23 protein-coding genes and 1 pseudogene are annotated in these 24,110 nt (G+C 57.3%); 10 read left to right on the top strand and 14 right to left on the bottom strand.

Going from position 1 to position 24,110, the window contains the following annotated elements; genetic code table 11:
* The first annotated feature begins 74 nt into the window (after nt 1-74).
* The 4 genes from AC2FFP_RS09160 (at nt 75) to AC2FFP_RS09145 (ending at nt 4,080) form a co-directional block, all read left to right on the top strand.
* Nucleotides 75-629, top strand: a complete 555-nt coding sequence (locus AC2FFP_RS09160; RefSeq protein WP_496880960.1) for an NYN domain-containing protein — start codon at nt 75-77, stop codon at nt 627-629.
* A gap of 159 nt (nt 630-788) precedes the next feature.
* Nucleotides 789-2,747, top strand: coding sequence for a DNA topoisomerase IV subunit B (parE, locus tag AC2FFP_RS09155; protein ID WP_496723650.1), 1,959 nt, complete (start codon nt 789-791; stop codon nt 2,745-2,747).
* A complete protein-coding gene (locus tag AC2FFP_RS09150) occupies nt 2,744-3,514 on the top strand; it encodes a hypothetical protein (protein ID WP_496880959.1) in 771 nt (256 codons plus the stop codon). Before parE ends, AC2FFP_RS09150 begins: the two co-directional genes overlap by 4 nt.
* 284 nt (nt 3,515-3,798) lie before the next feature.
* Entirely contained in the window at nt 3,799-4,080 is a 282-nt protein-coding gene (locus AC2FFP_RS09145) for a hypothetical protein (RefSeq protein ID WP_496723654.1), read from the top strand.
* Between the two features lie 18 nt (nt 4,081-4,098).
* Here the strand turns inward: AC2FFP_RS09145 and AC2FFP_RS09140 are convergent, their stop codons facing one another.
* From AC2FFP_RS09140 to AC2FFP_RS09095, 10 genes are all read right to left on the bottom strand, one after another.
* A complete protein-coding gene (locus AC2FFP_RS09140) occupies nt 4,099-4,869 on the bottom strand; it encodes an alpha/beta hydrolase (protein ID WP_496723656.1) in 771 nt (256 codons plus the stop codon).
* 68 nt (nt 4,870-4,937) lie between these two features.
* Entirely contained in the window at nt 4,938-5,777 is an 840-nt protein-coding gene (locus AC2FFP_RS09135; protein WP_496880958.1) for an EamA family transporter, read from the bottom strand.
* Nucleotides 5,778-5,851: 74 nt separating this feature from the next.
* Complete coding sequence (locus AC2FFP_RS09130; protein WP_496766875.1) at nt 5,852-6,997, bottom strand: iron-containing alcohol dehydrogenase; 1,146 nt, start codon at nt 6,995-6,997, stop codon at nt 5,852-5,854.
* 68 nt (nt 6,998-7,065) lie between these two features.
* Entirely contained in the window at nt 7,066-8,448 is a 1,383-nt protein-coding gene (locus AC2FFP_RS09125; protein ID WP_496739635.1) for an aldehyde dehydrogenase family protein, read from the bottom strand.
* Between the two features lie 128 nt (nt 8,449-8,576).
* On the bottom strand, nt 8,577-9,938 hold the full coding sequence (locus AC2FFP_RS09120; RefSeq protein WP_496880957.1) for a glutamine synthetase family protein: 1,362 nt from the start codon (nt 9,936-9,938) through the stop codon (nt 8,577-8,579).
* 50 nt (nt 9,939-9,988) lie between these two features.
* A complete protein-coding gene (locus AC2FFP_RS09115; RefSeq protein WP_496880956.1) occupies nt 9,989-11,674 on the bottom strand; it encodes a Na/Pi cotransporter family protein in 1,686 nt (561 codons plus the stop codon).
* 148 nt (nt 11,675-11,822) lie between these two features.
* Nucleotides 11,823-12,857, bottom strand: coding sequence for a TRAP transporter substrate-binding protein (locus AC2FFP_RS09110; RefSeq protein WP_058274157.1), 1,035 nt, complete (start codon nt 12,855-12,857; stop codon nt 11,823-11,825).
* Between the two features lie 50 nt (nt 12,858-12,907).
* Nucleotides 12,908-14,227 carry a TRAP transporter large permease gene (locus tag AC2FFP_RS09105; RefSeq protein ID WP_113790362.1) on the bottom strand — a complete coding sequence of 440 codons (1,320 nt, stop codon included), beginning with the start codon at nt 14,225-14,227 and terminating at the stop codon, nt 12,908-12,910.
* Entirely contained in the window at nt 14,224-14,808 is a 585-nt protein-coding gene (locus AC2FFP_RS09100; RefSeq protein WP_496766871.1) for a TRAP transporter small permease subunit, read from the bottom strand. The genes AC2FFP_RS09105 and AC2FFP_RS09100 overlap by 4 nt, the downstream gene beginning before the upstream one ends.
* On the bottom strand, nt 14,805-15,581 hold the full coding sequence (locus AC2FFP_RS09095) for an N-formylglutamate amidohydrolase (protein ID WP_496844092.1): 777 nt from the start codon (nt 15,579-15,581) through the stop codon (nt 14,805-14,807). Before AC2FFP_RS09095 ends, AC2FFP_RS09100 begins: the two co-directional genes overlap by 4 nt.
* 115 nt (nt 15,582-15,696) lie before the next feature.
* Between AC2FFP_RS09095 and AC2FFP_RS09090 the strand changes: the two genes are divergently transcribed.
* Nucleotides 15,697-16,584, top strand: coding sequence for a MurR/RpiR family transcriptional regulator (locus tag AC2FFP_RS09090; protein WP_058274161.1), 888 nt, complete (start codon nt 15,697-15,699; stop codon nt 16,582-16,584).
* Nucleotides 16,585-16,662: 78 nt separating this feature from the next.
* Nucleotides 16,663-17,418 (top strand): annotated as a pseudogene (locus AC2FFP_RS09085) (hypothetical protein); the annotation flags it as partial.
* 7 nt (nt 17,419-17,425) lie between these two features.
* Here AC2FFP_RS09085 and AC2FFP_RS09080 read toward each other — a convergent pair.
* The gene (locus tag AC2FFP_RS09080; RefSeq protein WP_496766869.1) at nt 17,426-18,100 is read right to left on the bottom strand and encodes a TIGR04283 family arsenosugar biosynthesis glycosyltransferase; all 675 of its coding nucleotides are present in this window, start codon (nt 18,098-18,100) and stop codon (nt 17,426-17,428) included.
* Between the two features lie 74 nt (nt 18,101-18,174).
* Between AC2FFP_RS09080 and ygfZ the strand changes: the two genes are divergently transcribed.
* Both ygfZ and AC2FFP_RS09070 read left to right on the top strand, forming a co-directional pair.
* Complete coding sequence (gene ygfZ, locus AC2FFP_RS09075) at nt 18,175-18,912, top strand: CAF17-like 4Fe-4S cluster assembly/insertion protein YgfZ (RefSeq protein WP_496766868.1); 738 nt, start codon at nt 18,175-18,177, stop codon at nt 18,910-18,912.
* A 106-nt stretch (nt 18,913-19,018) separates the two neighbouring features.
* Nucleotides 19,019-19,963, top strand: coding sequence for an ABC transporter transmembrane domain-containing protein (locus AC2FFP_RS09070; protein ID WP_496844091.1), 945 nt, complete (start codon nt 19,019-19,021; stop codon nt 19,961-19,963).
* Between the two features lie 60 nt (nt 19,964-20,023).
* Here AC2FFP_RS09070 and efp read toward each other — a convergent pair whose 3' ends face one another.
* The gene (efp, locus tag AC2FFP_RS09065; RefSeq protein ID WP_496723679.1) at nt 20,024-20,587 is read right to left on the bottom strand and encodes an elongation factor P; all 564 of its coding nucleotides are present in this window, start codon (nt 20,585-20,587) and stop codon (nt 20,024-20,026) included.
* A gap of 218 nt (nt 20,588-20,805) precedes the next feature.
* Here efp and AC2FFP_RS09060 point away from each other — a divergent pair, with 218 nt between their 5' ends.
* Nucleotides 20,806-21,126, top strand: a complete 321-nt coding sequence (locus tag AC2FFP_RS09060; protein ID WP_008757056.1) for a DUF6280 family protein — start codon at nt 20,806-20,808, stop codon at nt 21,124-21,126.
* A gap of 67 nt (nt 21,127-21,193) precedes the next feature.
* Here AC2FFP_RS09060 and AC2FFP_RS09055 read toward each other — a convergent pair whose 3' ends face one another.
* A complete protein-coding gene (locus AC2FFP_RS09055) occupies nt 21,194-21,763 on the bottom strand; it encodes a cobalamin biosynthesis protein CobQ (protein WP_496844089.1) in 570 nt (189 codons plus the stop codon).
* A gap of 60 nt (nt 21,764-21,823) precedes the next feature.
* Here AC2FFP_RS09055 and AC2FFP_RS09050 point away from each other — a divergent pair, with 60 nt between their 5' ends.
* Nucleotides 21,824-23,281 carry a cobyric acid synthase gene (locus AC2FFP_RS09050; RefSeq protein ID WP_496880955.1) on the top strand — a complete coding sequence of 486 codons (1,458 nt, stop codon included), beginning with the start codon at nt 21,824-21,826 and terminating at the stop codon, nt 23,279-23,281.
* A 6-nt stretch (nt 23,282-23,287) separates the two neighbouring features.
* On the opposite strand, the gene AC2FFP_RS09045 is transcribed toward AC2FFP_RS09050, so the two are convergent.
* Complete coding sequence (locus AC2FFP_RS09045) at nt 23,288-24,049, bottom strand: hypothetical protein (protein WP_496844087.1); 762 nt, start codon at nt 24,047-24,049, stop codon at nt 23,288-23,290.
* Nucleotides 24,050-24,110: the final 61 nt, after the last annotated feature.

Genomic DNA, 24,110 nt, shown 5'->3' with positions numbered 1-24,110 from the left:
CGCTCTGGGCATTCTCCACCGCCACCTGATAAAGAACTGCCGACCCCCCGTTTCACAATTTTGATTTTTCAGCGATGCGCCTTCCTCTGTTCTTGTTTGTCCTGTCAATCTGCGGCCTGTTTGCGGCACTGTTCCACCCTGCTCTTTCTGATTGGGCAATGGTCGCGGGGCCTTGCACCATCGCAAGCGCGATATTGCTGCTTGGAAAATGGTTGCGCAGATCGAAAGCCCCGAAGAACTGGGCCGTAGTTGATGGATCAAATATTTTGCACTGGCGAGAGGGCATTCCGGATATTGCCACCGTGCGCGAAGTTGTCGACGCTTTGATCGCCTCGGGCCTGACTCCCGGCGTCGTGTTCGATGCAAATGTCGGCTACAAAATCTCGGATCGCTACATGAACGACAAAACCCTTGCCTCACTGCTTGGGTTGTCCGTAGACCGCGTTATGGTCGCACCCAAGGGAACGCCAGCCGACCCGCTTGTTCTACAGGTCGCTCGCGACCTAGGGGCTACCATTGTCACAAATGACCGTTTTCGCGATTGGGTTGACGATTATCCGGATGTGCTGCAGGCCAAAGAGCTTGTGCAGGGTGGCTATCGGAATGGGGCTCTCTGGCTGGCGTTGTGACCATGGTTCCAGCTTGGTCAAACATGTAGCGTTTCAACCTCAGCTCCCAATCACGGCGCACCACAGCCGACAAACCGCACACAACACTTCGCGCGCCCCTTCCCCCGGACCACATCACCTGCCATAATGGGACCAAACCCAAAAACAAGAGCAGCACCCATGCCCGACGATCTGTTGACGCCAGAAGCGACCAATACCTATGACGCCTCCTCAATCGAGGTGCTTGAAGGTCTGGAACCGGTCCGCAAACGCCCCGGCATGTATATTGGCGGCACCGATGAACGTGCTTTGCACCATATGGTGGCCGAAATCCTCGACAACTCGATGGACGAAGCGGTCGCGGGCCACGCCAACCGGATCGAGGTTGAGCTGCACGCAGATTACGCCCTGACCGTGCGCGACAACGGGCGCGGCATTCCGATCGATCCGCATCCGAAATTTCCCGACAAATCAGCGCTAGAGGTGATCCTCTGCACCCTACACGCGGGTGGTAAGTTCTCGGGCAAGGCCTATCAGACCTCGGGCGGTCTGCACGGTGTGGGTGCGTCGGTTGTGAACGCCTTGTCGGATTCTATGGTCGTTCAGGTGGCGCGTGACAAACAGCTGTTCGAACAGCGCTTTTCACGCGGCATCCCTTTGGGCCCTGTCGAAAAAGTCGGCGCGGCGCCCAACCGGCGCGGCACCACTGTGACATTCCACGCAGATGAAGAGATCTTTGGCCACCACAAGTTCAAACCGGCGCGGCTGTTCAAATCCATCCGCTCCAAGGCCTACCTGTTCTCGGGCGTCGAAATTCGCTGGAAATCCCATATCGACGACGGCGAAACGCCAACCGAGGCCAGCTTCCACTTTCCCGGCGGTCTATCGGACTACCTGAAGGAAACGATGAACGGCTCGTCCACCTATGCCGAGCAACCTTTTGCAGGCACCGTGGACTTTCGGGAAAAGTTCGGCACCCCCGGCAAGGTCGAATGGGCGATCAACTGGACGCCCTCGCGCGACGGGTTCATCCAGTCCTACTGTAACACTGTCCCCACCCCCGAAGGCGGTACCCATGTGGCAGGTTTCTGGGCTGCGGTCCTGAAAGGGATCAAGGCTTACGGCGAGCTGATCAACAACAAGAAGGCCGCCCAGATCACCCGCGACGACCTGATCACCGGCGGCTGCGCGCTGGTGTCTTGCTTCATCAGTGAACCGGAATTCGTGGGCCAGACCAAAGACCGTCTGGCCACGGTCGAGGCACAACGGCTGGTGGAAAATTCGGTCCGCGACCATTTCGATAACTGGCTGGCCGCGGACACGAAATCCGCCGGTGCTATTCTCGATTTCCTCATTCTGAGGTCCGAAGAACGTCTGCGCCGACGCGCCGAGAAAGAAACACAACGTAAGTCCGCCACTAAAAAACTTCGTCTTCCCGGCAAGTTGGTGGACTGTTCTAGTTCAACACGCGACGGAACAGAATTATTCATCGTCGAAGGAGATTCTGCGGGCGGTTCTGCAAAAATGGGCCGAAACCGCAAAACGCAGGCCCTTTTGCCCCTGCGCGGCAAGATCCTGAACGTGCTGGGCGCGGCCAGTTCGAAACTGGGCACCAATGCCGAGATCAACGATCTGACCCAAGCGCTGGGTGTGGGACTTGGCACCAAGTTCAACGTCGACGACCTGCGTTATGACAAAATCATCATCATGACCGACGCGGATGTGGACGGGGCGCATATCGCGGCGCTGCTGATGACGTTCTTCTTTACCCAGATGCGGCCGATGATCGACACGGGCCACCTGTATCTGGCCTGTCCGCCCCTGTATCGCCTGACCCAAGGCGCTAAACGCGTCTACTGTCTGGACGAGGCCGAGCGGGATGAGTGGCTTGAGAAAGGTCTGGGCGGCAAGGGCAAGATCGACGTTTCCCGCTTCAAAGGTCTGGGTGAGATGGACGCCAAGGACCTGAAAGAGACCACGATGGACCCCGCGTCCCGGAAATTGATCCGGGTCACCATCGACGAGGATGAACCCGGCGAAACCGGCGATCTGGTCGAGCGCCTGATGGGCAAAAAACCCGAACTGCGGTTCCAATACATTCAGGAAAACGCGCGGTTTGTGGAGGAGTTGGATGTTTGAGTTCGCTGAAGACAATCCTCGGTTCAAGGATTGCTACAAGCGCTGACATCAATGGACTTTTTATTCCTGCAAACAGCCTAAGCGAGCATTTGAAATCCTACTCGGAACCAGCTGTATTTGCTGCAGATGATTGTGGCGAATACAACATGGGCCTTGGCGGCAGCATGGCCAAAGTGAAAATTGGCGATAGATATTTCGCCCTATTGTCTTTGCATCAAGTCAAGAAAGGTCAGTTCGACTTGGAGCAAATTAGTCTTTTCAATTACGTGACAAATACAATGGTAACGGCGCAAAAAGCCGTGTTTCCTATTCAATCAAATGAAAGCGCCGACTGCATCGACTGTGTGCTTTGCGAATTCACCGATCCGGTATTGAAGGGTAACCTATCTCGGAATGGTTGGTACGATGCAGAATACGATCTGTCATTTGCGAGTACTAGGTCGGCCATTGCAGTATTCGCAATTGGCTACCCTGGTTGCCGCAACGAGATTGACTACGGCAGCTTCCAGTTTTCTATCGGTCCAAATGAGGTCATTGGCACAGAGACTCTGCCATGTATCGGTGATAGGCTCAGCTTCAAACCAATAAACTCACTTGAGTACGAACCTAAGGGAATGAGCGGAAGCCCTGTTTTTGGTGTACATTTGTCTGACTTACATTTAAAGTTTTTCATGGCGGGTATCGTTACCGAGGCTTCCAAGGATCAGTTTCATTTTCTGCCGTTAAGCCGTCTAAGACGTTTTTTTGACCATGCTCTAACAAGTTAGGCCATTTTGCCCATTCTAGCCCCATACAACCCTCGTGCCCGGCCCTTAGGTCGGTTCGGAACGCGCCCGCCCTTGAGCGCAGGTCGGACGCATTGTTGATGCCTCGCATCAAGTATTGGATGGATAACGCGAGGCGCCCCCACATATGCACCCTAATCACCCCCCTTGCCTAACCCGTTGATCCCGTTCACACTTGCGCGCAATTGTCATCCAAGAACAAATTCTGAGGATCCGAGCGTCCAAGACCCAATTTGAACGAACAAATTTTCGAACGGGAGGACGACATGAAATCACTAACCCTCGGGCTGGCCTGTGCTTTGCTGGCCAGTCAGGCAGGCGCGCAGCAGTCGCTGATCGGCGCATCACCTATTCCGGTCGGGGCAGAGTTACGGTTCTGCTATTACAACGGCCTCGCTTATTCGGTGGACGCCTATGTTGTGATCTCTGGCAACAACACCGTGACCGAAACGTCCAGTGCGCGCGAAGAACACCTTCTGCGTTGTATCAAAGGCGGCGACGGCGTCATGAAGTGGAAACCAGAGAGCGGTATTCAGATCAATCGCTGAATTGAAAGGTCGGGCCTTCTAGCCCACCTTCCCCTCCAGCCAGTCCGCGATCTGGCCGGCGGGGTGTTCCCAGCCGGGTTCCATGAACAGGAAATGCGCGTGGTTTTCCACTGGCATAAACGTCGCGCGATCCCCGTACAGATTGGCCAGAGCACGGCAGGTGTCGGGGTTGACGGCGCGGTCCTCGGTTCCCGAGACGATCAGCACCGGGCAATCGACCTTGTCGATATCGACCTTCATCGCGTGGTGATCGTCGAACATCCAAAAGAACATCTCGAACATCACCCGCCCGCTTTCTGCACCCAGCTGGTCGAACACTTCACGCTGCTGCGCCTCGGGCATCTTGTTCAGCGCAAAAGGGGCCATCAGGTCGAACTCGACATGCATGGGCTGTTTCCAGAACGCCCCGCCCTCCATCAGCGCGCGCGGGATGGCGCGCTCATCGTCGGTTTCGGGCAAGGTGCCCCACGGCGCGTTCGGGTTGATCAAGACAATGGCACTGGCCAACCCACGCTCGGCCACCTGCTGCGCCACCACGCCCGCGATGGCATGGCCGAGGATGACAGGCTTGCTGTCCAAGCCCTGTACGAACTCGGCAATATCATTGGTATAATCCGCGACACTGGTATCCGTAAGCCCGGGGTCAGGTTCGGCCTTGGGGTCCCCGCCATGAAAGCGCAGTGCAGGGGTGTGCACCGTCCAGCCGCGCGCGCGGAAGAAACCCGCGTAGTCCGCCATGCACCAAGGTCCGGCAAAGGCCCCGTGGATCAGAACAATCTCTTTGGTCATCAAAACGCCCTCTCGTCACTTGCCCCCACTATGCGAGACGACAGGCGCGCGCGGCAAGGCCGCCGGGATCAGACCGACATACCGATCAGGGCTACGCCAACGGCCATCAGTAAGGCCGCACCAAGGCGACGCATCCAGTTGCCCTCATGCAGGAAGATAAACCCGATCAACGCAGCGAAGATCACCGAAGTCTCGCGCAGTGCTGAAACCGCACCCAGTGGTGCGAAATTCTTGGCGTAAAGCACCAGACCATAGGCCGTCATCGACACCAGCCCGCCCAGGATTCCGATCATCCAGACCTTGATCGGAAGCTGTGCCAACGTATCCCGCTTTTTGATGCCAACAAACCCGGCAATGAACAGGTGCAGGAACGCGCCCCAGGCCCAGTAGCTAAGCGTATTGCCCGACAACCGCACGCCGATGCCGTCCACGACCGAATAAATCGAGATGCAAAACCCGGTACCCAGTGCAAACCACAGCGCCCAGCGCCCGACGCCGGACCGCAAGGCACTCCAACTGCTGAGCTGAATACCAAGTGCGATCAGCGCAATCCCGCCCCATGCCTGCAGCGGAAGAACCTCGCCCACCAGGATCATCGCCCAGAGCGAGACCAACGCAGGCACGATACCGCGGGCGATCGGATAGACGACGCTCAGATCCCCATGCTGATAGGCTTTGCCGAGCATGTAGTAGTACCCAAAATGCACGACGGTCGAGATCAGGATATAGGGAAAGCTCTCAGCGCTGGGCAAAGGCAGCAGCAGGACCATGGCCGTTGCAGGGATAACATGCCCAAATGCGACAAGGCCCAATGTAGTCGTTCGGTCGGCGGCTGTTTTGACGATGGCGTTCCACACCGCATGCAGCAACGCAGCCGTCAAAATGATGGCGATGACAAACAGAGTCACGTCCGAACCTTTCGCGCAGAGAGAACCGGCCCAAGAAACGGGCCGGTTTCGTTACTTGCACAGAGCAAGACCGATCACAATGCAGCCTTAAACAGAGCGGTCAGATTGTCCTCTGTCAATTCGATTGGGTTACCACCACAAGACGGATCGATGATCGCGCCTTGCACCAGTTTCGGGATTGCAGCTTCGGTCACACCCAGTTCGGACAGTCTGGTTGGGATACCCAGCGCGTCGTTGAACTCCTGCACAAAGCCGCGGACGCCGTCAAAGCCGCCATCAATTCCCAGATAGGCCGCCGCTGACTGAAACCGGTCAGCGATAGCTGGGGCATTGAATTCCAGCACTGTGGGCATGCAAACCGCGTTGGTGGTGCCGTGGTGAGTGTTGAAAACAGCGCCAATCGGGTGGCTCATGGCGTGGATCGCGCCTAGGCCTTTCTGGAAGGCGGTCGCCCCCATCGCTGCCGCGCTCATCATCTGCGCGCGGGCCTCAATATCCGTGCCATCTGCATAGGCGCGTGGCAGGTACTCCTTGACCAGCCGCATACCTTCCAGCGCAATGCCGTGGCTCATCGGATGATAATGCGGGCTGGAATACGCCTCGACACAATGCGCAAATGCATCAAGACCGGTGCCCGCCGTGATGAATTTGGGCATGCCAACTGTTAGCTCGGGGTCGCAGATCACCACGGTCGGCAGAACCTTGGGATGGAATATGATCTTTTTCGCATGGGTTTCGGAATTCGTGATGACACTGGCGCGCCCGACCTCGGACCCGGTCCCGGCTGTGGTCGGCACAGCGATAATCGGTGCAATGACATCCGAATCCGCGCGTGTCCACCAATCGCCGATATCCTCGAAATCCCAAACCGGGCGCGTCTGCCCTGCCATAAAGGCAACCATCTTGCCCAGATCCAACCCGGAACCGCCGCCAAAAGCGATCACACCATCATGGCCGCCCGCATTGTAGGCCGCGACCCCTGCCTCAAGATTTTTTTCGTTCGGGTTAGGATCCACGTCGCTGAATAGCCCGCGCCCCAGCTCTGCGGCCTCCATGATATCCAGCGTTGCCGCGGTGATCGGCAGATCGGCCAACCCTTTGTCGGTGACCAACAACGGCCTTTTCATACCAGCGGCAGCACATGCCTCGGGCAGTTCCTTGATGCGGCCTGCGCCGAATTTGATAGCGGTCGGATACGACCAGTTTCCAACAAGTGACATGTCAGGTTTCCTTTGTGATTTGAGACCTGCCCGGCCGAGGGGGGTCAGTACCGGCCAGGCCGATGCCCTTAGCCCGTGACCTTTTTCAGGTGGTAGGATTTAGGACGTGTCAGGTTGTGATAGCCAATGACGGACAAACCGCCGCCGCGGCCGGTATTCTTGCAGCCAGTCCAACAAAGACCCGGATCCAGATAATCGGCGCGGTTCATGAACACGGTTCCGGTTTCGATCGCATCGCCCACGCGTTCGGCCCGGTCTACATCGCGGGTCCACAGGCTGGCGGTCAGACCAAATTCACTGTCATTCATCAAAGCGATGGCTTCGTCGTCCGAGGACACTTTCATAATGCCGACCACGGGGCCGAAACTCTCGTCCTGCATCACCCGCATGTCATGGGTGACGTTGGTCAGGATCTGCGGTGTCAGATAGGCTCCACCATCGTCCTCGGGGAACGTGTCGATATGAGCCACCGCCCCGGCCGCAACAGCCTCGGCGATCTGCGCGCGCACCTCTTTGGCAAAGCGCACATTGGCCATCGGACCAATCGTTGTATCGCTGTCCAGAGGATTGCCCAGCTTATAGCCTTTCACTACATCGACTGCCTTGGCGACGAAGTCGTCATAAAGGCTTTCGTGAACGTAAATCCGCTCAATCCCACAACAGCACTGGCCCGAGTTGAACATGGCACCGTCGATCAGCGTTTCGACCGCTGCATCCAGATCAGCGTCATCCATGACATAGCCCGGATCCTTGCCACCCAGCTCGGTGCCAACACCGGTGAATGTCCCAGCAGCCGCGCGCTCCATCGCTTGGCCACCACCGACTGACCCGGTGAAGTTCACAAAGTCGAACGCATTGCCTGCGATCAGGTCATTAGTCACGTCATGGCTCAGGAAGACATTCTGAAACACATCTTCGGGTATACCCACGGAATGAAACGCTTGCGCCATGCGCTCGCCCACCAGCAGCGTCTGCGTGGCATGTTTCAGGATCACAGTGTTCCCCGCGATCAGCGCCGGGGCCACAGTGTTGATTGCGGTCATGTAGGGATAGTTCCAGGGCGCCACCACAAAGACCACGCCATGCGGAATGCGCTTGATATAGCGTTTGAAGGCTTCGTCCTCGCCCACTGCGATATCAGCCAGAGACGCCTCGGCAATCTGAGCCATATGGCTCGCACGTTCGTTAAAGCCGCCGAACTCACCGCCATAACGTACCGGACGCCCCATCATATGCGCCAACTCGGGCACAATCTCGTCATTCACTGCCCCAACCGCAGCCACACCGGCCATGACAAGATCAATACGTTCCTGCAACGGTCGCGCCGCCCATTCTGCCTGTGCCGCCCGCGATCGCGCTGCCGCTTCAAACGCCGCATCCCGTGACAACACCTCACGTTCAGCAAAAACCGATCCATCAATCGGCGAGACACATTTCAACATCTGCCCCATAACAACTCCATTTCCAAAAAAACAGGATCCCTGCTTCATCTAGCCACAAATTTCCTGGGGGCTGCCATTGATACGCCATTGGTTCGAGCGCCAATGGCGGCGGGCAAAGCCCCCAGCCGGACCCAATCTCAAGCCCGCTCAAACCCCCGGGCAATTTCCCAATCCGTCACAACTCGCTCGAATTCCTCGATCTCGACTTCCGCCGCGCGGGTATAGTGATCGACCACCTCTTCGCCCATGGCAGCCCGCAGCATCGATGACCCGTGCAAAGCATCCCGTGCTGCGCGCAGATTGCCGGGGATCATGCCGGTGTCACCCTGATAGACATCACCGGTGGTGGGCGATTGCAGTTCCAGGCCTTCTTCAATACCGGCGATCCCGGCGGCCAACATGCCAGCCATCGCCAGATACGGGTTCATATCTGATCCCGGAATACGACACTCAACCCGCACGGCTTTCGTCCCATCGCCGCACAGACGGAAGCCAGCCGTACGGTTGTCTACCGACCAGATAATCCGTGTCGGCGCAAAGGTACCCTTCATGAACCGCTTGTAGCTGTTGATGTAGGGGGCCATGAAATAGGTATAGTCAGCGGCATATTTCAGCAGGCCCGCCATATAGCTTTTCATCAGCGCCGACATACCCAACGCGTCATCCGCATCATAAAACGCTGGCTTGCCATCCGCCCAAAGCGACTGATGCACGTGGGACGAGCTGCCCACCTTGTCATGGTGCCACTTCGGCAGGAATGTCGCCGCGTGCCCGTGTTGCCAGGCGATCTCTTTCACCGCGTTCTTGGCGATCGAGTGGTATTCGGCCGTGTCCATCGCCGGGGCGTATTTGATGTTCAGCTCTTCCTGCCCGGTCTCGGCCTCACCCTTCGAGTTCTCAACCGGTATCCCCGCGTTCCACAAATGGTTGCGGATTGGGCGCATCACATGCTCTTCCTTGGTGGTCTGCAGGATGTGATAATCTTCGTTATAGCCCGAGATCGGCTCCAGATCGCGGAAGCCTTCCTTGCGGATCTGGTCAAAGCTTTTTTCGAACAGGAAAAACTCCAGTTCGGTGGCGCACATCGCGTCATAACCCATGGCTTTGAGGCGATTGACCTGTTTCTTCAGGATCGAGCGCGGCGCATGCGGCACTTCCTCATGCGTGTGGTGATCCAGCACATCGCACATCACCATCGCCGTGCCTTCCAGCCACGGCACCGGGCGCAGCGTGCTCAAGTCCGGCTTCATGACATAATCGCCATAACCCCGCTCCCAACTGGTCGAGGCATAGCCGTCCGGCGTGCCCATCTCCAGATCCGTGGCCAGCAGATAATTGCAACAATGGGTTTCTTCCCACGCACCTGCTACGAAATGACCTGCGTGAAACCGCTTGCCCATCAGCCGGCCCTGCATGTCCACCATGCAAACCAGTACGGTGTCGACCTCGCCCGTTTCGAATTTGGCTTTCAGATCGGCCAAAATCGCTTCATTGCCCATCATTGGTTTCCTTTGTCACTCAGAAAGACCTCGGTTTCGATTACCTGCCTTCAGTCATCGTTGGCTTCTTTTTCCATTTCCATCACCAGGCGCGTTTCCAGAACCTGACCGCTTTTGTAGAGGATCGGATAGGCGACGGCGGCGATGTGCCCGTGCAAGTCGCGCATGGACCGCAGGGTTTCCAAATGCAGGTCGCTGGACTGAAAACTCTCGGTCTGACCGCGCTCCAACCGTTTCAGGTGCGCCTTGCGGCTATTGCGGGACATCCGCTTGACCTCGGCCTTGTCCAACACCAGCCGGCGGGCACAATCCATGTCGTCCACCAACAGCACGTGACGCGCCAGCGAGAAGCTTTCCAGAATGGCCGCGTGCAAATCCTTCAGCTCTTTCCAGCCCTGCGCCGAGAACTCCGAACGTTCAGTATGCTTGATCTGCGCCGTCCGGGTCATCCGGTTGGAGACGACATCGCCCGCAGCTTCAAGACGGATGGCATATTCGACCAACCCTCGTGCGGCTTTGATCTGCCCTTTGCTCATATTCTGCCGCGGCATGCGCGCAACGAAACGGCGGATCTCGGTCAGTTGCGTATTGACCCGCTCATCCTGCTGCCAAAGCGCGGAAATCGCGTCGCTGTCATCCTGTTCGTAGATATCCAAAACGGGGCGGAACATACGCTCGACCTGCGTGATCATCTGCAACAGTTCGTGACGCACCGAGGACATCGCAACGCTGGCCCTTTCGCCGCTGGGGTCCCCCAGCGGTGTCAGCGCATCCGAAAACTGATCCAGCGCATTGGCCTCGGCTTTGGGCTCCGCCACCAGAACGGCCATCGGCTGTTCCAACTGGTTCACGAAACCCGTGGCCAGAAGGAATACAGCCAAATTGAATCCGATATGTGCAAAAATCAGAGACTGCGCCGGGCTCGTCACCAATAGCGCCTCGTGCAAACCGCCAACATTCACGACGATCAGCATTACCAGCGCCGCGCTTCCCCGCAATAAGAGGTTGGCCAGAGGGATACGCCGGGCTGAGACGGTCATATCGCGCGTCAGCCACATTGGAATAAAGGCCGAACCCAGATTTGCTCCCAGCACCAGCGACAAACCGGCGGCAAAGGGAATTGCACCGATCTGAACCAAGGCCACGCACATCAGGATCGTCGCGACCGAGCTGTGCATGACAAAGGCCAGCACCGCACCAACGATAAAGGCGCTGAAATAATCGGTCTCAAGATACCCTGCGATTGCGGGCAAAAACGCGCTTTCGCGGATCGGCTCAACTGCTTCGCGCAGGAATTGAAGCGAGATCAGGATAAAGGCGACGCCCAGAACGATCCGGCCCATAAGCCGTACATTCGACCGTTCGGATTTCAGGTACAGCCAACCGCCCAACGCCAACAATGCGGGTTGAAGCCAGCCCAGATCATAGGACAGAACCTGAATGACTAAAGCGGCGCCCAAATCCGCGCCCAGAACACCCGCCAGCGCCATCCCAAACGTCACCATCCCCGCCGCAGCGAAACCGGTCAGCAAAACCGTAACGGCGGCCGAGCTTTGCAGGATCGTGGCCAGAACCATGCCAGCCCCCCCTGCAACGAAGCTGTTGGAGTGGCGTGTCAGGATCGACTGAAACAGCGCACCAAAGCGCCGTTCGATACCGGTACGAACCAAGCGTACGGCGAATAGCAGCAACATGGTTGCGGCAAAAATCTCAATCAAAAAGCTCGCGATAGCCATATGTTCACACCTCGTCTGACCGGTGCGCACAAATGTGCTTCCGGTTTTGTTTTTCTATTCTTGGAACAGACGAGAGCATAAATGATGTCGCTTATTGATGTCCAATCCCGACGCACGGGGTGCCCCACGCGTCGGGAAGAAGGGTTTCTTAGGTGTAACGATAGGGCCGACCAGCCTTTAGCATCTCGGCGTTGTAACGCTTGAAGATGTCGACAACTTTCGCTTTGGTCTCGGACTCGGCTGCCACTTCGTCCCAGAACTTCACGGCGGCTTCCTCAACGGTTACCCATTCTTCGTCCGGGATAGAGGTCAATTGCATCTTGGTGCCGTTGACGCGCAGGTTGGCCTCACCACCCCAATACCACCACTGACGGTAGTAATGTGACTGATCACAGCAAACCTTGAACAGGGTCTGCAGATCTTCGGGTAGTTCGTTCCAGCGGTCCATGTTGGCAAAGAAGTGACCCGCCCATGCGCCCGACACGTTGTTGGTCAGGAAATAGTTGGTCACATCGGCCCAGCCGACGGTGTAGTCTTCGGTGATGCCCGACCAAGCGATACCGTCCAGTTCGCCCGTTTGAACCGCAACCTCGATGTCTTCCCACGGCAGGGTTACCGGCACGACGCCGAACTGAGACAGGAAGCGCCCCGCCGTCGGGAAGGTGAAGATGCGTTTGCCCTTCATATCCGCCAGGGAGTTGATCGGGTCCTTGGTCGCAAAGTGGCACGGGTCCCATGCGCCAGCGCTGATGTGTTTGACGCCGACCTTGGAGTATTCCTCGTCCCAGATCTCGTTCAGGCCCCACTGGTTGAACAGCACAGGCACGTCCAGAGAATAGCGCGAAGCGAACGGGAAATAGCCACCGAACACAGTTACTTCGGTAGGTGATGCCATCGAGTCATCGTCCGACTGAACCGCGTCGATGGTGCCTTTCTGCATCGCCCGGAACAGCTCTCCCGTGGGAACCAGCTGATCAGCATAGAACAGCTCGATCTGCATCCGGTCACCGGCGATCTGGTTGAACATCTTGATCGCAGGATCAATCACATGCTCAGCCAGCGCAGGACCTGCATAGGTCTGCATCCGCCATGTGATCGTGTTCTGCGCCAAGGCAGGCGTCGCCAGTGGTGCGGCAGCAACGCCAACCCCAGCGGTTTTCAGAAACTTACGTCTTGTCGTCATGTCAATTCCTCTCCGTTAAAGTTTCTGTGCCCGTTCACCGAGCATTCTTATTAGTTTCCATAGACATACCCGGGCAACCACAGAGCGATTTCCGGGAAAATCATGATGATTGTCAGCGCCAGCACCATCACCGCGACAAAAGGAAAGATCGAACCATAGATGTCCCGCAGGGTGATCTCTGGCGGGGCCATCGCGCGCATCAGGAACAGGTTATAGCCAAAGGGCGGCGTCATATAAGCGATCTGCGTCGTGATCGTATAAAGCACCCCGTACCAGATCAGATCAAAGCCCAACTCGCCGACCAGCGGGACATACAGCGGTGCCACGATGACCAGCATTGCTGTATCGTCCAGGAACGTGCCCATGACGATAAAGCTTAGCTGCATCAGGATCAGGATCATCCAGGGTGACAGGCCCAGCTGGTCTGTGAATAGGTTGTCGATGGCTTTCACCGCGCCGAGACCGTCAAATACGGCCCCAAAGCCCAGCGCGGCCAGAATAATCCACATGAACATGCAGGAAATGGCCAACGTCTGCTTGGTGCAGTCTTCGAAAATCTTCCAAGTCATGCGGCGCTTGATGACGGACACAGCCAGAGCGGTCAGCGCTCCGATCGCCGAGCTTTCCACCAGCGAGGTCCAACCATTCACAAACGGTACCATCATCGCCGCGAAGATTATCAGCGGCAGCGCCCCTGCTCCCAACAGCCTGATTTTTTCGGCCCATGGCACCTCATGCGCGTCTTCCATTGCGGGTCCCAGCTCGGGCTGAATGCGGCAGCGAATCCAGATGTACAGAATGAACATCGCGGCCATCAGAAGACCCGGGATAATCCCCGCCAGCCACAGTTGCCCGACAGGTTGCCGCGCGATCATCGCATAGAGGACCAGAACCACCGAGGGTGGAACCAGAATACCAAGACTAGAACCCGCCTGAATGACCCCGGTCACCATCGTCTTGTCGTAGCCGCGCCGAAGCAGTTCCGGCAGCGCAATGGTCGCACCAATGGCCATACCCGCAACGCTGAGGCCGTTCATGGCCGAGACCAGCACCATCAACCCGATAGTGCCGATGGCCAGACCACCATTGATGGGCCCCATCCAGACGTGGAACATCTTGTACAGGTCATCCGCCAGCCGGCTTTCGCTGAGCACATAGCCCATGAAAATGAACATCGGCAGTGTCAGCAGCGGATACCATTTCATCAGCTTCATCGCGGCCGAGAACGTGATGTCCTGCCCGCCTGTGCCCCAAAGCGCCAGCGCGGCAATGGTAGCCACCGCGCCAATCGCGCCAAAGACCCGCTGACCTGTGAACAGCATCAGCATCATCAATGCGAACATGAAGATGGCGATATATTCCTGGCTCATGCCCGCACGACCCCGATTTCCTGCCCGTTGATCCGGGCTATGTCTTTGAAGAATTCCGATATCGCCTGCAGCAGCATCAGGAAGAAGCCGAACACCATGATGGTTTTTACTGGCCAGATATACGGCCGCCACGCTGTTGATGAGCGTTCAAGCCGGCCAATTTCCTCACTGCCTGTCAACAGTCCAAAAAAGTAGGAGACCGGTTCATCGCCCCAATAGCCAAGGCTGTAGGCCGTCGACCCAAGCCCGCCATAAAACAATACCCCCAGGTAGAAGATCAGCAGCAGAACGGTGAAGGCATCGAACCAGGCTTTCCGGTGCGGGCTCCAGTTGTGATAAAACAGGTCCATTCGGACGTTCGATCCCAGCTGGATCGAATACGGTCCGCCCATAATGTAATAGGTCACCATCGCAAACTGCGCCATTTCCAGCGTCCAATGCGATGGCACGAAAAACGTTTTTGAGATCGAGGACCACAGCAGGATGCCCATCATGACAAACAGGCCCCACATCATGACCCGCCCGATCCGGTAATTCACCGCATCGACGACCCGCACATATGACGCCATCGCTTTGATCACGCCGCGCCCCCTTTCTGAAAATCTGCAAGGGTCCGCGCGATCCAGGAAACCAGGCAATCGGCCATAGCCTCCTGCTGCTCGGGCGTTTGTATCAGGTCATTGCGGATCTCGATCATGACGTTCAATAGCCCGTTCGGCAGCGCCTGCGCGTCAAGTGTATGGGCAACCCCGTCCGCCGCCGAATACGGCTCATTCAAGCGAGTCTCATAGGTTTGGTCGGCGGGTGCTGTCGTCATCATTGCCCGGGCGAACCGGTCATCCACCCCGTGTAATATGCCCAGTTCCACCTCACGCGTCTGACCATGGTAGACTGGTGTAAAGCTGTGGACCGTCACCATAAGTTCAAGCGTATCCCCATTTTGGGAGATCAGGTCAGACAGTGCCTTGCTGAAGGGCTGGTAGATGCTCTCAATCCTGCCTTCACGCTCTTCCTCGGACAGATCGACATTCGCTGGGATTTGATAGTCCTCGCTGCGCGCCGGCATGGCCCCTGCGGCTTCAGGCGGGCGATTGCAGTCATAGACCAGCCGGGACACCCCGCCATACACCAGAGGTGCCGACAGGCGTGCCGCCATCAGCTTGGCCACAGCCAATGCCCCGGGATCCCACGCGATGTGGCTTTGCAGCGCGCCCACAGGCAAACCCATATCCCCCAAAAACGCGGGAATGCGGCTGGACGCGTGTTCGCAGACCAGCATTACCGAAAGGGGACCATCCACTGTGTCCGTGTGAACGACTGTTCCGAAGTCCAAAATACCGCCTTGCGATTCCAATTAAGATGCGTGTGGAAAAATTTCCACAAGAGACCTTAACCTGTCAATATTTTTCCTGTATAAATTTCACCACTCTTGATATTGCTGAAAAATTATTCACACTAAGATCGAAAAGATGCAGGAGGAACGCCGCGTGCGGGTGACGGACAGGCTGCTGGCCCACAAAGACAAGATGACCCCATCCGAGCGTCAACTGGTAAGTGTATTGCTGGACGACTACCCTATGGCCGGTCTCGGCAGCATCACCGAACTGGCCAGCGCGGCCTCGGTGTCCACCACGACAGTCGCGCGGATGCTGCAAAAGACCGGGTTTCAAGGTTACCCGCAGTTTCAGGCCGCCCTGCGGGGCGAAGTGAAAGAAATGATCTCGGGGCCGGTCGCCAAACGTGACTTGTGGCAAAACGATCTGCCTGAAGAGCATATCCTGAACCGGTATTCCCAACAGACACTCGCCAATCAAAAACGCACGATTGATGAGGTTGATCCAGACGAATTCGACAGTTTCTGCAACTTGTTATGTGACCCCAACCGGCGCATCTTTATCACCGGTGGACGCATTACCGGCACGTTGGCCCAATACCTGTACCTGCACCTGCAGATGATCCGCCCCGACGTGCGGCTGCTTCCCGTTGCGGCATCGTGGACACACGATTTGCTGGACGTACGCAAAGACGATGTGCTGGTCGCACTGGATGTTCGCCGATATGAAAACGCGTCCCTACTGATCGGCCAGCTGTGCCATGAACGCGAGGCTGAAATTGTTCTGTTCACCGATCAGTGGCGCTCACCCATTCATCGGCTGGCCAAACACACCTTTGCGGCGCGTATTGCCGTGCCGTCGGCGTGGGATTCAATGGCAGCCATTCTGGTTTTGATGGAATGCGTCATCGCCGAAGTACAGGAAAGGCTGTGGGATTCGGTTAAAGAGCGCACAGATGAGCTGGAACAGGCCTTTGACCGCACCAAACTGTTCCGGAAATTCGGCCAAAGCTCGGGCTCATAACGGCTTTTTACCACCCAAACGGAACAACTGAGCGTGAGGAGTGTTGCCAGCCGCATAGCAGGCCGTCACTTTGAAGGCATGAGTTTCGTGACCCAAAACCAACTACCGCTTTTGATCCTGTTCTTTCTGATTGGATTGATTGGCACCGCCTTTCTTTTCCGTAAACCCGCCGGGCATCGCGCCTGGAAACTCGCGGACCTCGTCTGGGTTGTACTGGGTGGCGTTGGCGCGCTGGTCGCGGTTTTGGCCGGGCTTTACACTTCGGATAGCTCGCGACTGGACCGCCAGATAGACGTGGCTTACGCCGCCGGGCTGGCCTTTGACCGCGATGCCGCGCGGTTCCGCCTGCGGTTCTGCGACCCGGCCTTTGACCCGGATACTGCTATTCTGTGCGAAAAGGTTGAATTCCTGTCGGCCTCAACCGCCAGCAATGCCGACCTGCCATTGTTCATCGCAGTCACAAATGAGGTCGCGCCACTGCAGGGGCTGCATTTTTTGTTTGGCAGTCAGGCAAAAGACGAACAGGACGAAATGCGCGCAATGGCCGACAAGGCTGATGCGTTCAACATCGATCAGTTCCTAGTCTTTACCACTCTGGACGACATAACACAGGCCGCGATCGACAACATGCGCCGCAAGGTTCCCGCGATTGCCGGTGACTATCTGATCCTGGCGCAAAGCTATGATGATCTGGTGGAACAGGTCGGCAAGTTGAAGGACGAATGGGAATACCTGCAAGACAATGCGCACATACTTGTGCTGCAGATCATCGCGTTATGTCTGGTCAGTTTCGCAGCGCCGTTCCGGCTGGGCAAGTCCGTGGTCGAGCTGCGCGCGTCGCTCAGCGCCGATAGTCCTGCGCCAGCTTCGCAGGATCTGCCCCCAGAAAATACCGCGTCAGAGTCCACAGGTTCCGCCCTCCCCGACGCAACCAGCCCGCACGCTCATAGCGATCCGCGCTCGTAACTGCCCGGCTGGGCAGCAAGGTGATGCCGCGCAAGCTGCGGACCAAAGCGACGTCCTCCATCAAGGGTTGATCGGGAAAGCCCCCCGCCTTTCGATACATCTCACTCGGGACCAACAGGCCCTGATCGCCATATGGCAGGCCAAACAGGCGACTGCGCAGATTGGCCCAACCCGCCACCCATGCCGGCGCAAAGCCTGACGCCCGAAACGCCAAGCGAAAAGCAGCCGGGGTTCCGGTGAAAAGATGGTCGACTACAACCTTAACCCACCCTGCTTGCAAAACTGTGTCGGCATGCAAAACAAGCAGCCAGTCCCCTTTGGTTGCTGCGCATCCTCTGGCCAATTGCCCCCCGCGCGAAGGTGGCCCGGTCACGATCTCAGCACCGGCCTCATCCGCAATCTTTAAAGTCAGATCAGTCGACCCACCGTCCGAGACGATCAATTCGCGGATCAGCCCCGCATGCAGGCCTTCCATCAAGGCCGCAAGGGTCGCGGGAAGGGTTCCTTCCGAATTCAGGGTCGGGATAACGATGCTAATCGGCGCAGGCACGGCGGAAACCCTCTGGTCATGGCAGCGGAAACCCCTATATCACGAGGTCCGAGGAAAAGACGAGGACAACCCAGATGCCCAACCGCCGTATATTGCGCCTGAGCGGCTCGGACACCGACAGCTTTCTTCAAGGGTTGATCACCAACGACATCGCAGGATTAGACAATGGGCTGGTCTACGCCGCTCTGCTGACCCCACAAGGCAAATACTTGGCGGACTTCTTCCTGAAGCGCGAGGGCGACGCGGTTTTACTGGATGTTGCCGAAATCCTTGCCGATGGATTTGCCAAACGGTTGGGCATGTACAAACTGCGTGCAGATGTCAGCATCGAAGACAGTGGCCTGAACCTGCAGCGCGGTACTGGCCCTGCCCCCGAAGGTGCCCTACCCGACCCGCGCCATCCAGACATGGGGTGGCGGGCCTATACTGCGGGTGCGGAAAACGACGACGATACAGATTGGGATGCAATTCGCGTGCGACACTGCATTCCGGAAACCGGCATCGAACTGACCCCCGACAGCTATATCCTTGAGGCCGGGTTCGAGACGCTAAACGGCGTGGACTTCAAGAAAGGCTGCTATGTCGGGCAAGAAGTCACCGCGAGGATGAAACACAAGACCGAGCTGCGCAAAGGCTTGCGTGGCGTCAGCGTCAGTGGTTCAGCACCAGTTGGAACTGCAATTACTTCTGGCGGAAAACCGGCCGGTACATTGTTCACCCAATCCAATGGCCGCGGGATCGCCTATTTGCGATTGGACCGCGTAGGTGACGACATGCAGGCTGGTGACGCCACCATACAGTTGGACACTTAACGTGTTGCCGAACCGGCACGGCTGACCAGCTGACTGAATTGGCGTGGTTTGAACATAGCCAAGTGCGCTGTCACACTGGTTTGAATTCAGCAATCCGGATGCACGTATGTTCCAGCTATACAGGGCAATCTGGCGCGCCAGCGCCGGACGGCAGATCATCCTCATCGTTCTGTCCATCGCGATCGCGGGTCTGGCTGCAGTTCCGCTGGAGTTTCAGCGCGACATCATCAACCACCTGACCTCAGCCGACGTAACTACGGACAAGCTGATCTACCTGGGTGCCGGAATGATGTCGGTCATCTTACTCAGCCTCGCCCTAAAGTGGCTTTTGAGCTATCGCGCAGGAACGTTGGGCGAAGACCTGATCCGCATGATCCGCCAAAGGCTGCTACTGCGCGCCTCAGATATCAATGTCTCGGGCGAAACGATGCGCAAGGGCACGATGACCACGGCGATTTCAGCCGAGGCAGAAGAGCTGGGGAAATTCGCGGGCGGCGCTTTCTCGGACCCGGTCGTTCAGATCGGCACGTTGATCAGTGTGATCGGCTATATCTCGTCAACGCAACCGGGGCTGGGCATGATCGCCTTTTCGATGATCGTGCCGCAGATCATCATCGTGCTGGTATCCCAACGCAAGGTGAACGTGTTTGTCGCCGAACGTGTCCGGATACTACGCGGAGCCAACGATAAGCTGAATGTCGAGCGGATCAACGAAGTCGCGCGCGAGGTTGAGGCGCAGTTCGACGATATCTACGAAACGCGGCGCAGGATGTTCATCTGGAAGCTTTCTGCCAAGTTTCTACTGAGCGTCATAAATGGAGCGGGAACCGTTGGCGTGCTGATGCTGGGTGGCTATTTGGTTCTGAACGGGAAAACGGATGTCGGCACTGTTGTCGCCGCCACAAGCGGCCTCAGCCGCATTCAGGGGCCCACAGCATTCCTGATCGCCTTTTACCGGCAGGTCAGCGCCAATCGCATCAAGTATGAACTGATGCTTGAACTGTTTGGCCCCAACCCCGAACGGTATCGCCAAATCAGACGGGGCAGTTGATAAAGAAAAACCGCGTGGCACCAGTCCACGCGGTTTTTCTTTACTCTGGTAAACGCGTGGTTACGCGCGTTCGGAGTATTCCATGGTTTCGGTGTTCACCACGATCATCTCATCCTGACCAACAAATGGCGGCACCATGACTTTGACACCGTTGTCCAGAATGGCTGGCTTGAACGAATTCGCGGCGGTCTGACCTTTGACCACAGGCTCGGTCTCTACGATCTTGCAGGTCACTTTCTGAGGCACCGTGGCGTTCAGAGCCTCGCTTTCATAAAATTCGACGACAATTGTCATGCCGTCCTGCAGAAACGGGCGGCGTTCACCCAGCAGTTCCGCGGGCAGTTCGATCTGCTCGTAGGTCTCGGAATCCATGAAGACCAGCATGCCGTCAGATTCGTACAGGAACTGCTGATCTTTCTGTTCAAGACGCACGCGTTCCACTTTGTCCGCCGAGCGGAACCGCTCGTTCAACTTCGAGCCATTGCGCAGATTGCGCAGTTCGACCTGCGCAAAAGCGCCGCCTTTACCGGGCTTTACGTGGTCAACTTTGACTGCGGCCCACAGCCCGCCGTTATGCTCAAGCACATTTCCGGGGCGAATTTCGTTCCCATTTATCTTGGGCATGACTTAAATCCTTCACAAACGGTTGATGCGTCAGTTCCCGCTCCTATATCTGGCGGGAACACACCTGACAAGATGACGAGACCTAGTGCTGCACTTGCAGCAAGCTATGCAAATGACGCAACGCAACTATGCATTTTAAGTGTATCCGAATCGCACTTAATCGGTCATAAGAACCGTCACGCCGAAAATGCAAGAGCAAGAACAACAAGGAAGACGAGATGAGAGATTTCGTTGACGGCACTGCCTTTAACAACGAGCAAGGCAATCGTGCACGCAAACTTTTCGCGGCCGTCGTACTGGCTGCGCTGGATGACGCTATTGCCGACGACAAGAAGTATGGCAATGGCCCGGAACAAATCGCCCGTTGGGCACGTTCTCGCGATGGTCGCGAAGTACTGTCGTGCGCGGGCATCGACCCGAATGAGCGCGTTGTTGGCGGACTGATGGAGTTCGTTGGACGCGGTGTGCGCACTTCGGTTGCACTGTCGCGTGAAGAAAGCGAGCGCCGCAACGCCGCCCAGCAAGCAGAAGCCGCCTGATCCAGGGCGACTATCGCATGAAAAAGCGCGCTCCCAACTTGGGAGCGCGCTTTTCTTATGCCAACTGTCAAAAGAATAACAACCACTGCCGTGCAACCCATAGCTCGGCCACTAACAGCACCGCGAAGAATATTTTCGCCCAGACTGACATACCGCGACGCCACAAAACGGTATAACACGCGACACAAAGCACGGCGGAAAGGGGAGCGACCCACACGGCGTGATGTGAACTGTCCCAATAACTGACCGGGCTGTGAAACACCCAATCGCTGAACGGCCAGAACTGAGGCCGCCCGTCCCCTGCATGCAGCAGAAAATCCATCGCAAGATGCAACAGTCCGGCAGATGCGCCGACGGTCAAGGCCGCCCGATGTGCCCAGACCCCAACAATCAAAGCAGACCCCCAAAGGACAAATGAATTGTCGATCGCAAACACGGTCTGCCAGCCGTCGGAAAAGTAAAGCTGATCGAAGACCACATTTGGCGGTATCCCAAGCAGGAAGAGGGACGTGCCCGCCATCACATAAAGGGAAAGATCCGGCAATAACGATCCAAGCAGCGCTGCCCACAGGATTCGTCCGTGGGCGGGGCGGGCAAAGGCGGCAGCTCCGATCAAAAGATGCGCTGGCGTATTCAACTTTGGCTTTTCCTTTGCCTGCAAATCAGGTCATCTGCGCGTCAACATAGGAGACAGGCCATGGTTCGGTCCATCATGATTCAGGGCACCGGCAGCAATGTTGGGAAATCGGTTCTAGTGGCCGGTCTGGCGCGGGCTTTTACCCGGCGCGGGTTGCGCGTTGCACCGTTCAAACCGCAGAACATGTCGAACAATGCCGCCGTCACCGAAAATGGCGGAGAGATCGGGCGCGCACAGGCTTTGCAAGCGTTGGCGGCGCGGCGTGCGACGCATACGGACATGAACCCGATTCTGCTGAAACCGGAAACCGACACTGGCGCTCAGATCATCGTACAAGGCCAACGCGCGGGCACGATGAAAGCGGGCGATTACCGCAAGGATAAATCCAAACTGCTGGGCGCGGCACTTGAAAGCTTTGACCGCTTGTGCAGTGACGCGGATCTTGTCCTGATCGAAGGTGCGGGCAGCCCGGCCGAAACCAACCTGCGCAAGGGTGACATCGCCAATATGGGATTTGCGCGCGCTGCAGGCGTACCGGTTATTCTGGTAGGTGATATTCACCGCGGGGGGGTCATTGCCCAGATCGTGGGCACCCAGGCGGTATTGGATGCAGGCGATCTTGAGATGATCCGGGGTTTTGCCGTCAATCGGTTCAAGGGCGACGTATCCCTTTTCGACGAAGGTCGCGATGAAATCGCAGCACGTACCGGATGGCCCTGTCTCGGCGTCGTTTCCTGGTTCCATGATGCGTGGAAACTACCGGCCGAGGATATGATGGATATCCGGTCCCACTCTGGCGGGGCCTGCAAGGTCGTTGTTCCGCAGTTGGAACGCATGGCCAATTTTGACGACCTCGATCCGCTGTCGGCCGAACCCGGTGTCTCGGTCGAAATCGTGCCAGCAGGACGCCCCCTTCCCGGTGATGCCGATTTGGTACTGCTGCCCGGCAGCAAGTCCACCATCGGTGATCTGGCTTACTTCCGGGCGCAGGGCTGGGACATCGACCTATATGCCCATGTCCGCCGGGGCGGCCATGTTCTGGGCCTGTGCGGCGGCTATCAAATGCTGGGCAAGACGATCGCTGATCCGGATGGCGTCGACGGGCAACCGGGGGCTGTCGAAGGGTTGGGCCTGCTGGATGTTGAGACCGTGATGGCAGGGAAGAAACAGGTAACACTCACATCAGCCCTCGCCCTAGACGGAGGAGAACCGGTTTCAGGCTACGAAATCCACATGGGCCGTACCGAAGGCCCTGATTGCGCCCGCGCTTGGCTGGAGGTCGAGGGGCGGCCAGAAGGTGCCGCAAACGCCTCTGGTCGTATCCGTGGCAGTTACCTGCATGGAATCTTCAGCTCGGATGCATTCCGCGCGTCTTACCTGTCGCAGTTGGGCGTGACCTCGGACTTGGCCTATGAAGACGGAGTCGAAGAGACGCTGGACGCGCTGGCGGATCACCTTGAACGGAATATGGATCTGGACCGCCTGCTGGCGCTTGCAGAAGCGCCCCAAAGGGCCTGAGCGCTACTAGAGGTCCTGCTCGGCCAGGGCCTTGTAGATTTCGCGCCGAACCATCTTGCGGACGTTGCGGGTGATGCGTTCGCCCAAAACACCCTGCAATTCTTCACGAACAACTTCGGCGATCATTTTGCGCAATGCGTCTTCGCTTATGCCAGCTATCGCAGAATCTTCCGCTGCTGCTTCGACAGGGTGAGCAGGTGGTGCGGTGATCACCTCGGGGTCGCGAATGAAAGTTGCCTTGGTCGTTGCCACAGCTTCTTTAGCCTTTGCCTGAGTGGGTTCGGCTTTCTTTCCCCCGGTATCCGAAAATTCTTTGCGTGCGCTGAATTCAAGGGCTTTCGCCGGAGTACCGGAGTACTCGTCTTCGCTGTCGCCGTCCGGCTCCCACTGGTCCTCAGTGCGTGCAATCGCCGCCTCTAGGGCTTCGATCTTTGCGCTCAGGCTGTTGGTCGGGTTTTTGGGCGGCTCTGGCGCGGCTTGTTCTTTGTTGGCGGGATCTTCACGATTTACGATGTCGCACGCGCGCAAAAGCATCGGCTTGACCGACGCGTCGGCCGTGTAGCCTGCTTTGGCTTCGGCTTCAATCTCCGGGCTGTCTTGAATGCTGGACGTTCCGCCGACTCGCAATGCATCGGTAAGCACCAATCGCCCGGGCTTGCGGGCGATTGAAGGCGTGGGTTCAGAGGTTTGCTCACCTCTTTCACCGACCAGCCGTTTGATCGAGGACAGCACGTCCTCTACTCTGCCGTTCACGACTTTTTCCGTCATTGTTCTCTACCGCTCTATCCTCAGGATTGAGTGTAGCCAAACAAGCCGGGCGTCACAACAG

This window comes from Ruegeria sp. YTSC004 (assembly GCF_059609805.1).
The sequence above is the reverse complement of the archived record's forward strand: the minus strand, read 5'-3'. Positions and strand labels throughout refer to the sequence as shown.

Coding starts and splice junctions, on each gene's coding strand:
- AC2FFP_RS09160 (WP_496880960.1), top strand. CDS start 75: ATGCGCCTTCCTCTGTTCTTGTTTGTCCTGTCAATCTGCGGCCTGTTT.
- parE (WP_496723650.1), top strand. CDS start 789: ATGCCCGACGATCTGTTGACGCCAGAAGCGACCAATACCTATGACGCC.
- AC2FFP_RS09145 (WP_496723654.1), top strand. CDS start 3,799: ATGAAATCACTAACCCTCGGGCTGGCCTGTGCTTTGCTGGCCAGTCAG.
- AC2FFP_RS09140 (WP_496723656.1), bottom strand. CDS start 4,869: ATGACCAAAGAGATTGTTCTGATCCACGGGGCCTTTGCCGGACCTTGG.
- AC2FFP_RS09130 (WP_496766875.1), bottom strand. CDS start 6,997: ATGTCACTTGTTGGAAACTGGTCGTATCCGACCGCTATCAAATTCGGC.
- AC2FFP_RS09125 (WP_496739635.1), bottom strand. CDS start 8,448: ATGGGGCAGATGTTGAAATGTGTCTCGCCGATTGATGGATCGGTTTTT.
- AC2FFP_RS09120 (WP_496880957.1), bottom strand. CDS start 9,938: ATGGGCAATGAAGCGATTTTGGCCGATCTGAAAGCCAAATTCGAAACG.
- AC2FFP_RS09115 (WP_496880956.1), bottom strand. CDS start 11,674: ATGGCTATCGCGAGCTTTTTGATTGAGATTTTTGCCGCAACCATGTTG.
- AC2FFP_RS09110 (WP_058274157.1), bottom strand. CDS start 12,857: ATGACGACAAGACGTAAGTTTCTGAAAACCGCTGGGGTTGGCGTTGCT.
- AC2FFP_RS09105 (WP_113790362.1), bottom strand. CDS start 14,227: ATGAGCCAGGAATATATCGCCATCTTCATGTTCGCATTGATGATGCTG.
- AC2FFP_RS09090 (WP_058274161.1), top strand. CDS start 15,697: ATGCAGGAGGAACGCCGCGTGCGGGTGACGGACAGGCTGCTGGCCCAC.
- ygfZ (WP_496766868.1), top strand. CDS start 18,175: ATGCCCAACCGCCGTATATTGCGCCTGAGCGGCTCGGACACCGACAGC.
- AC2FFP_RS09070 (WP_496844091.1), top strand. CDS start 19,019: ATGTTCCAGCTATACAGGGCAATCTGGCGCGCCAGCGCCGGACGGCAG.
- efp (WP_496723679.1), bottom strand. CDS start 20,587: ATGCCCAAGATAAATGGGAACGAAATTCGCCCCGGAAATGTGCTTGAG.
- AC2FFP_RS09060 (WP_008757056.1), top strand. CDS start 20,806: ATGAGAGATTTCGTTGACGGCACTGCCTTTAACAACGAGCAAGGCAAT.
- AC2FFP_RS09050 (WP_496880955.1), top strand. CDS start 21,824: ATGGTTCGGTCCATCATGATTCAGGGCACCGGCAGCAATGTTGGGAAA.
- AC2FFP_RS09045 (WP_496844087.1), bottom strand. CDS start 24,049: ATGACGGAAAAAGTCGTGAACGGCAGAGTAGAGGACGTGCTGTCCTCG.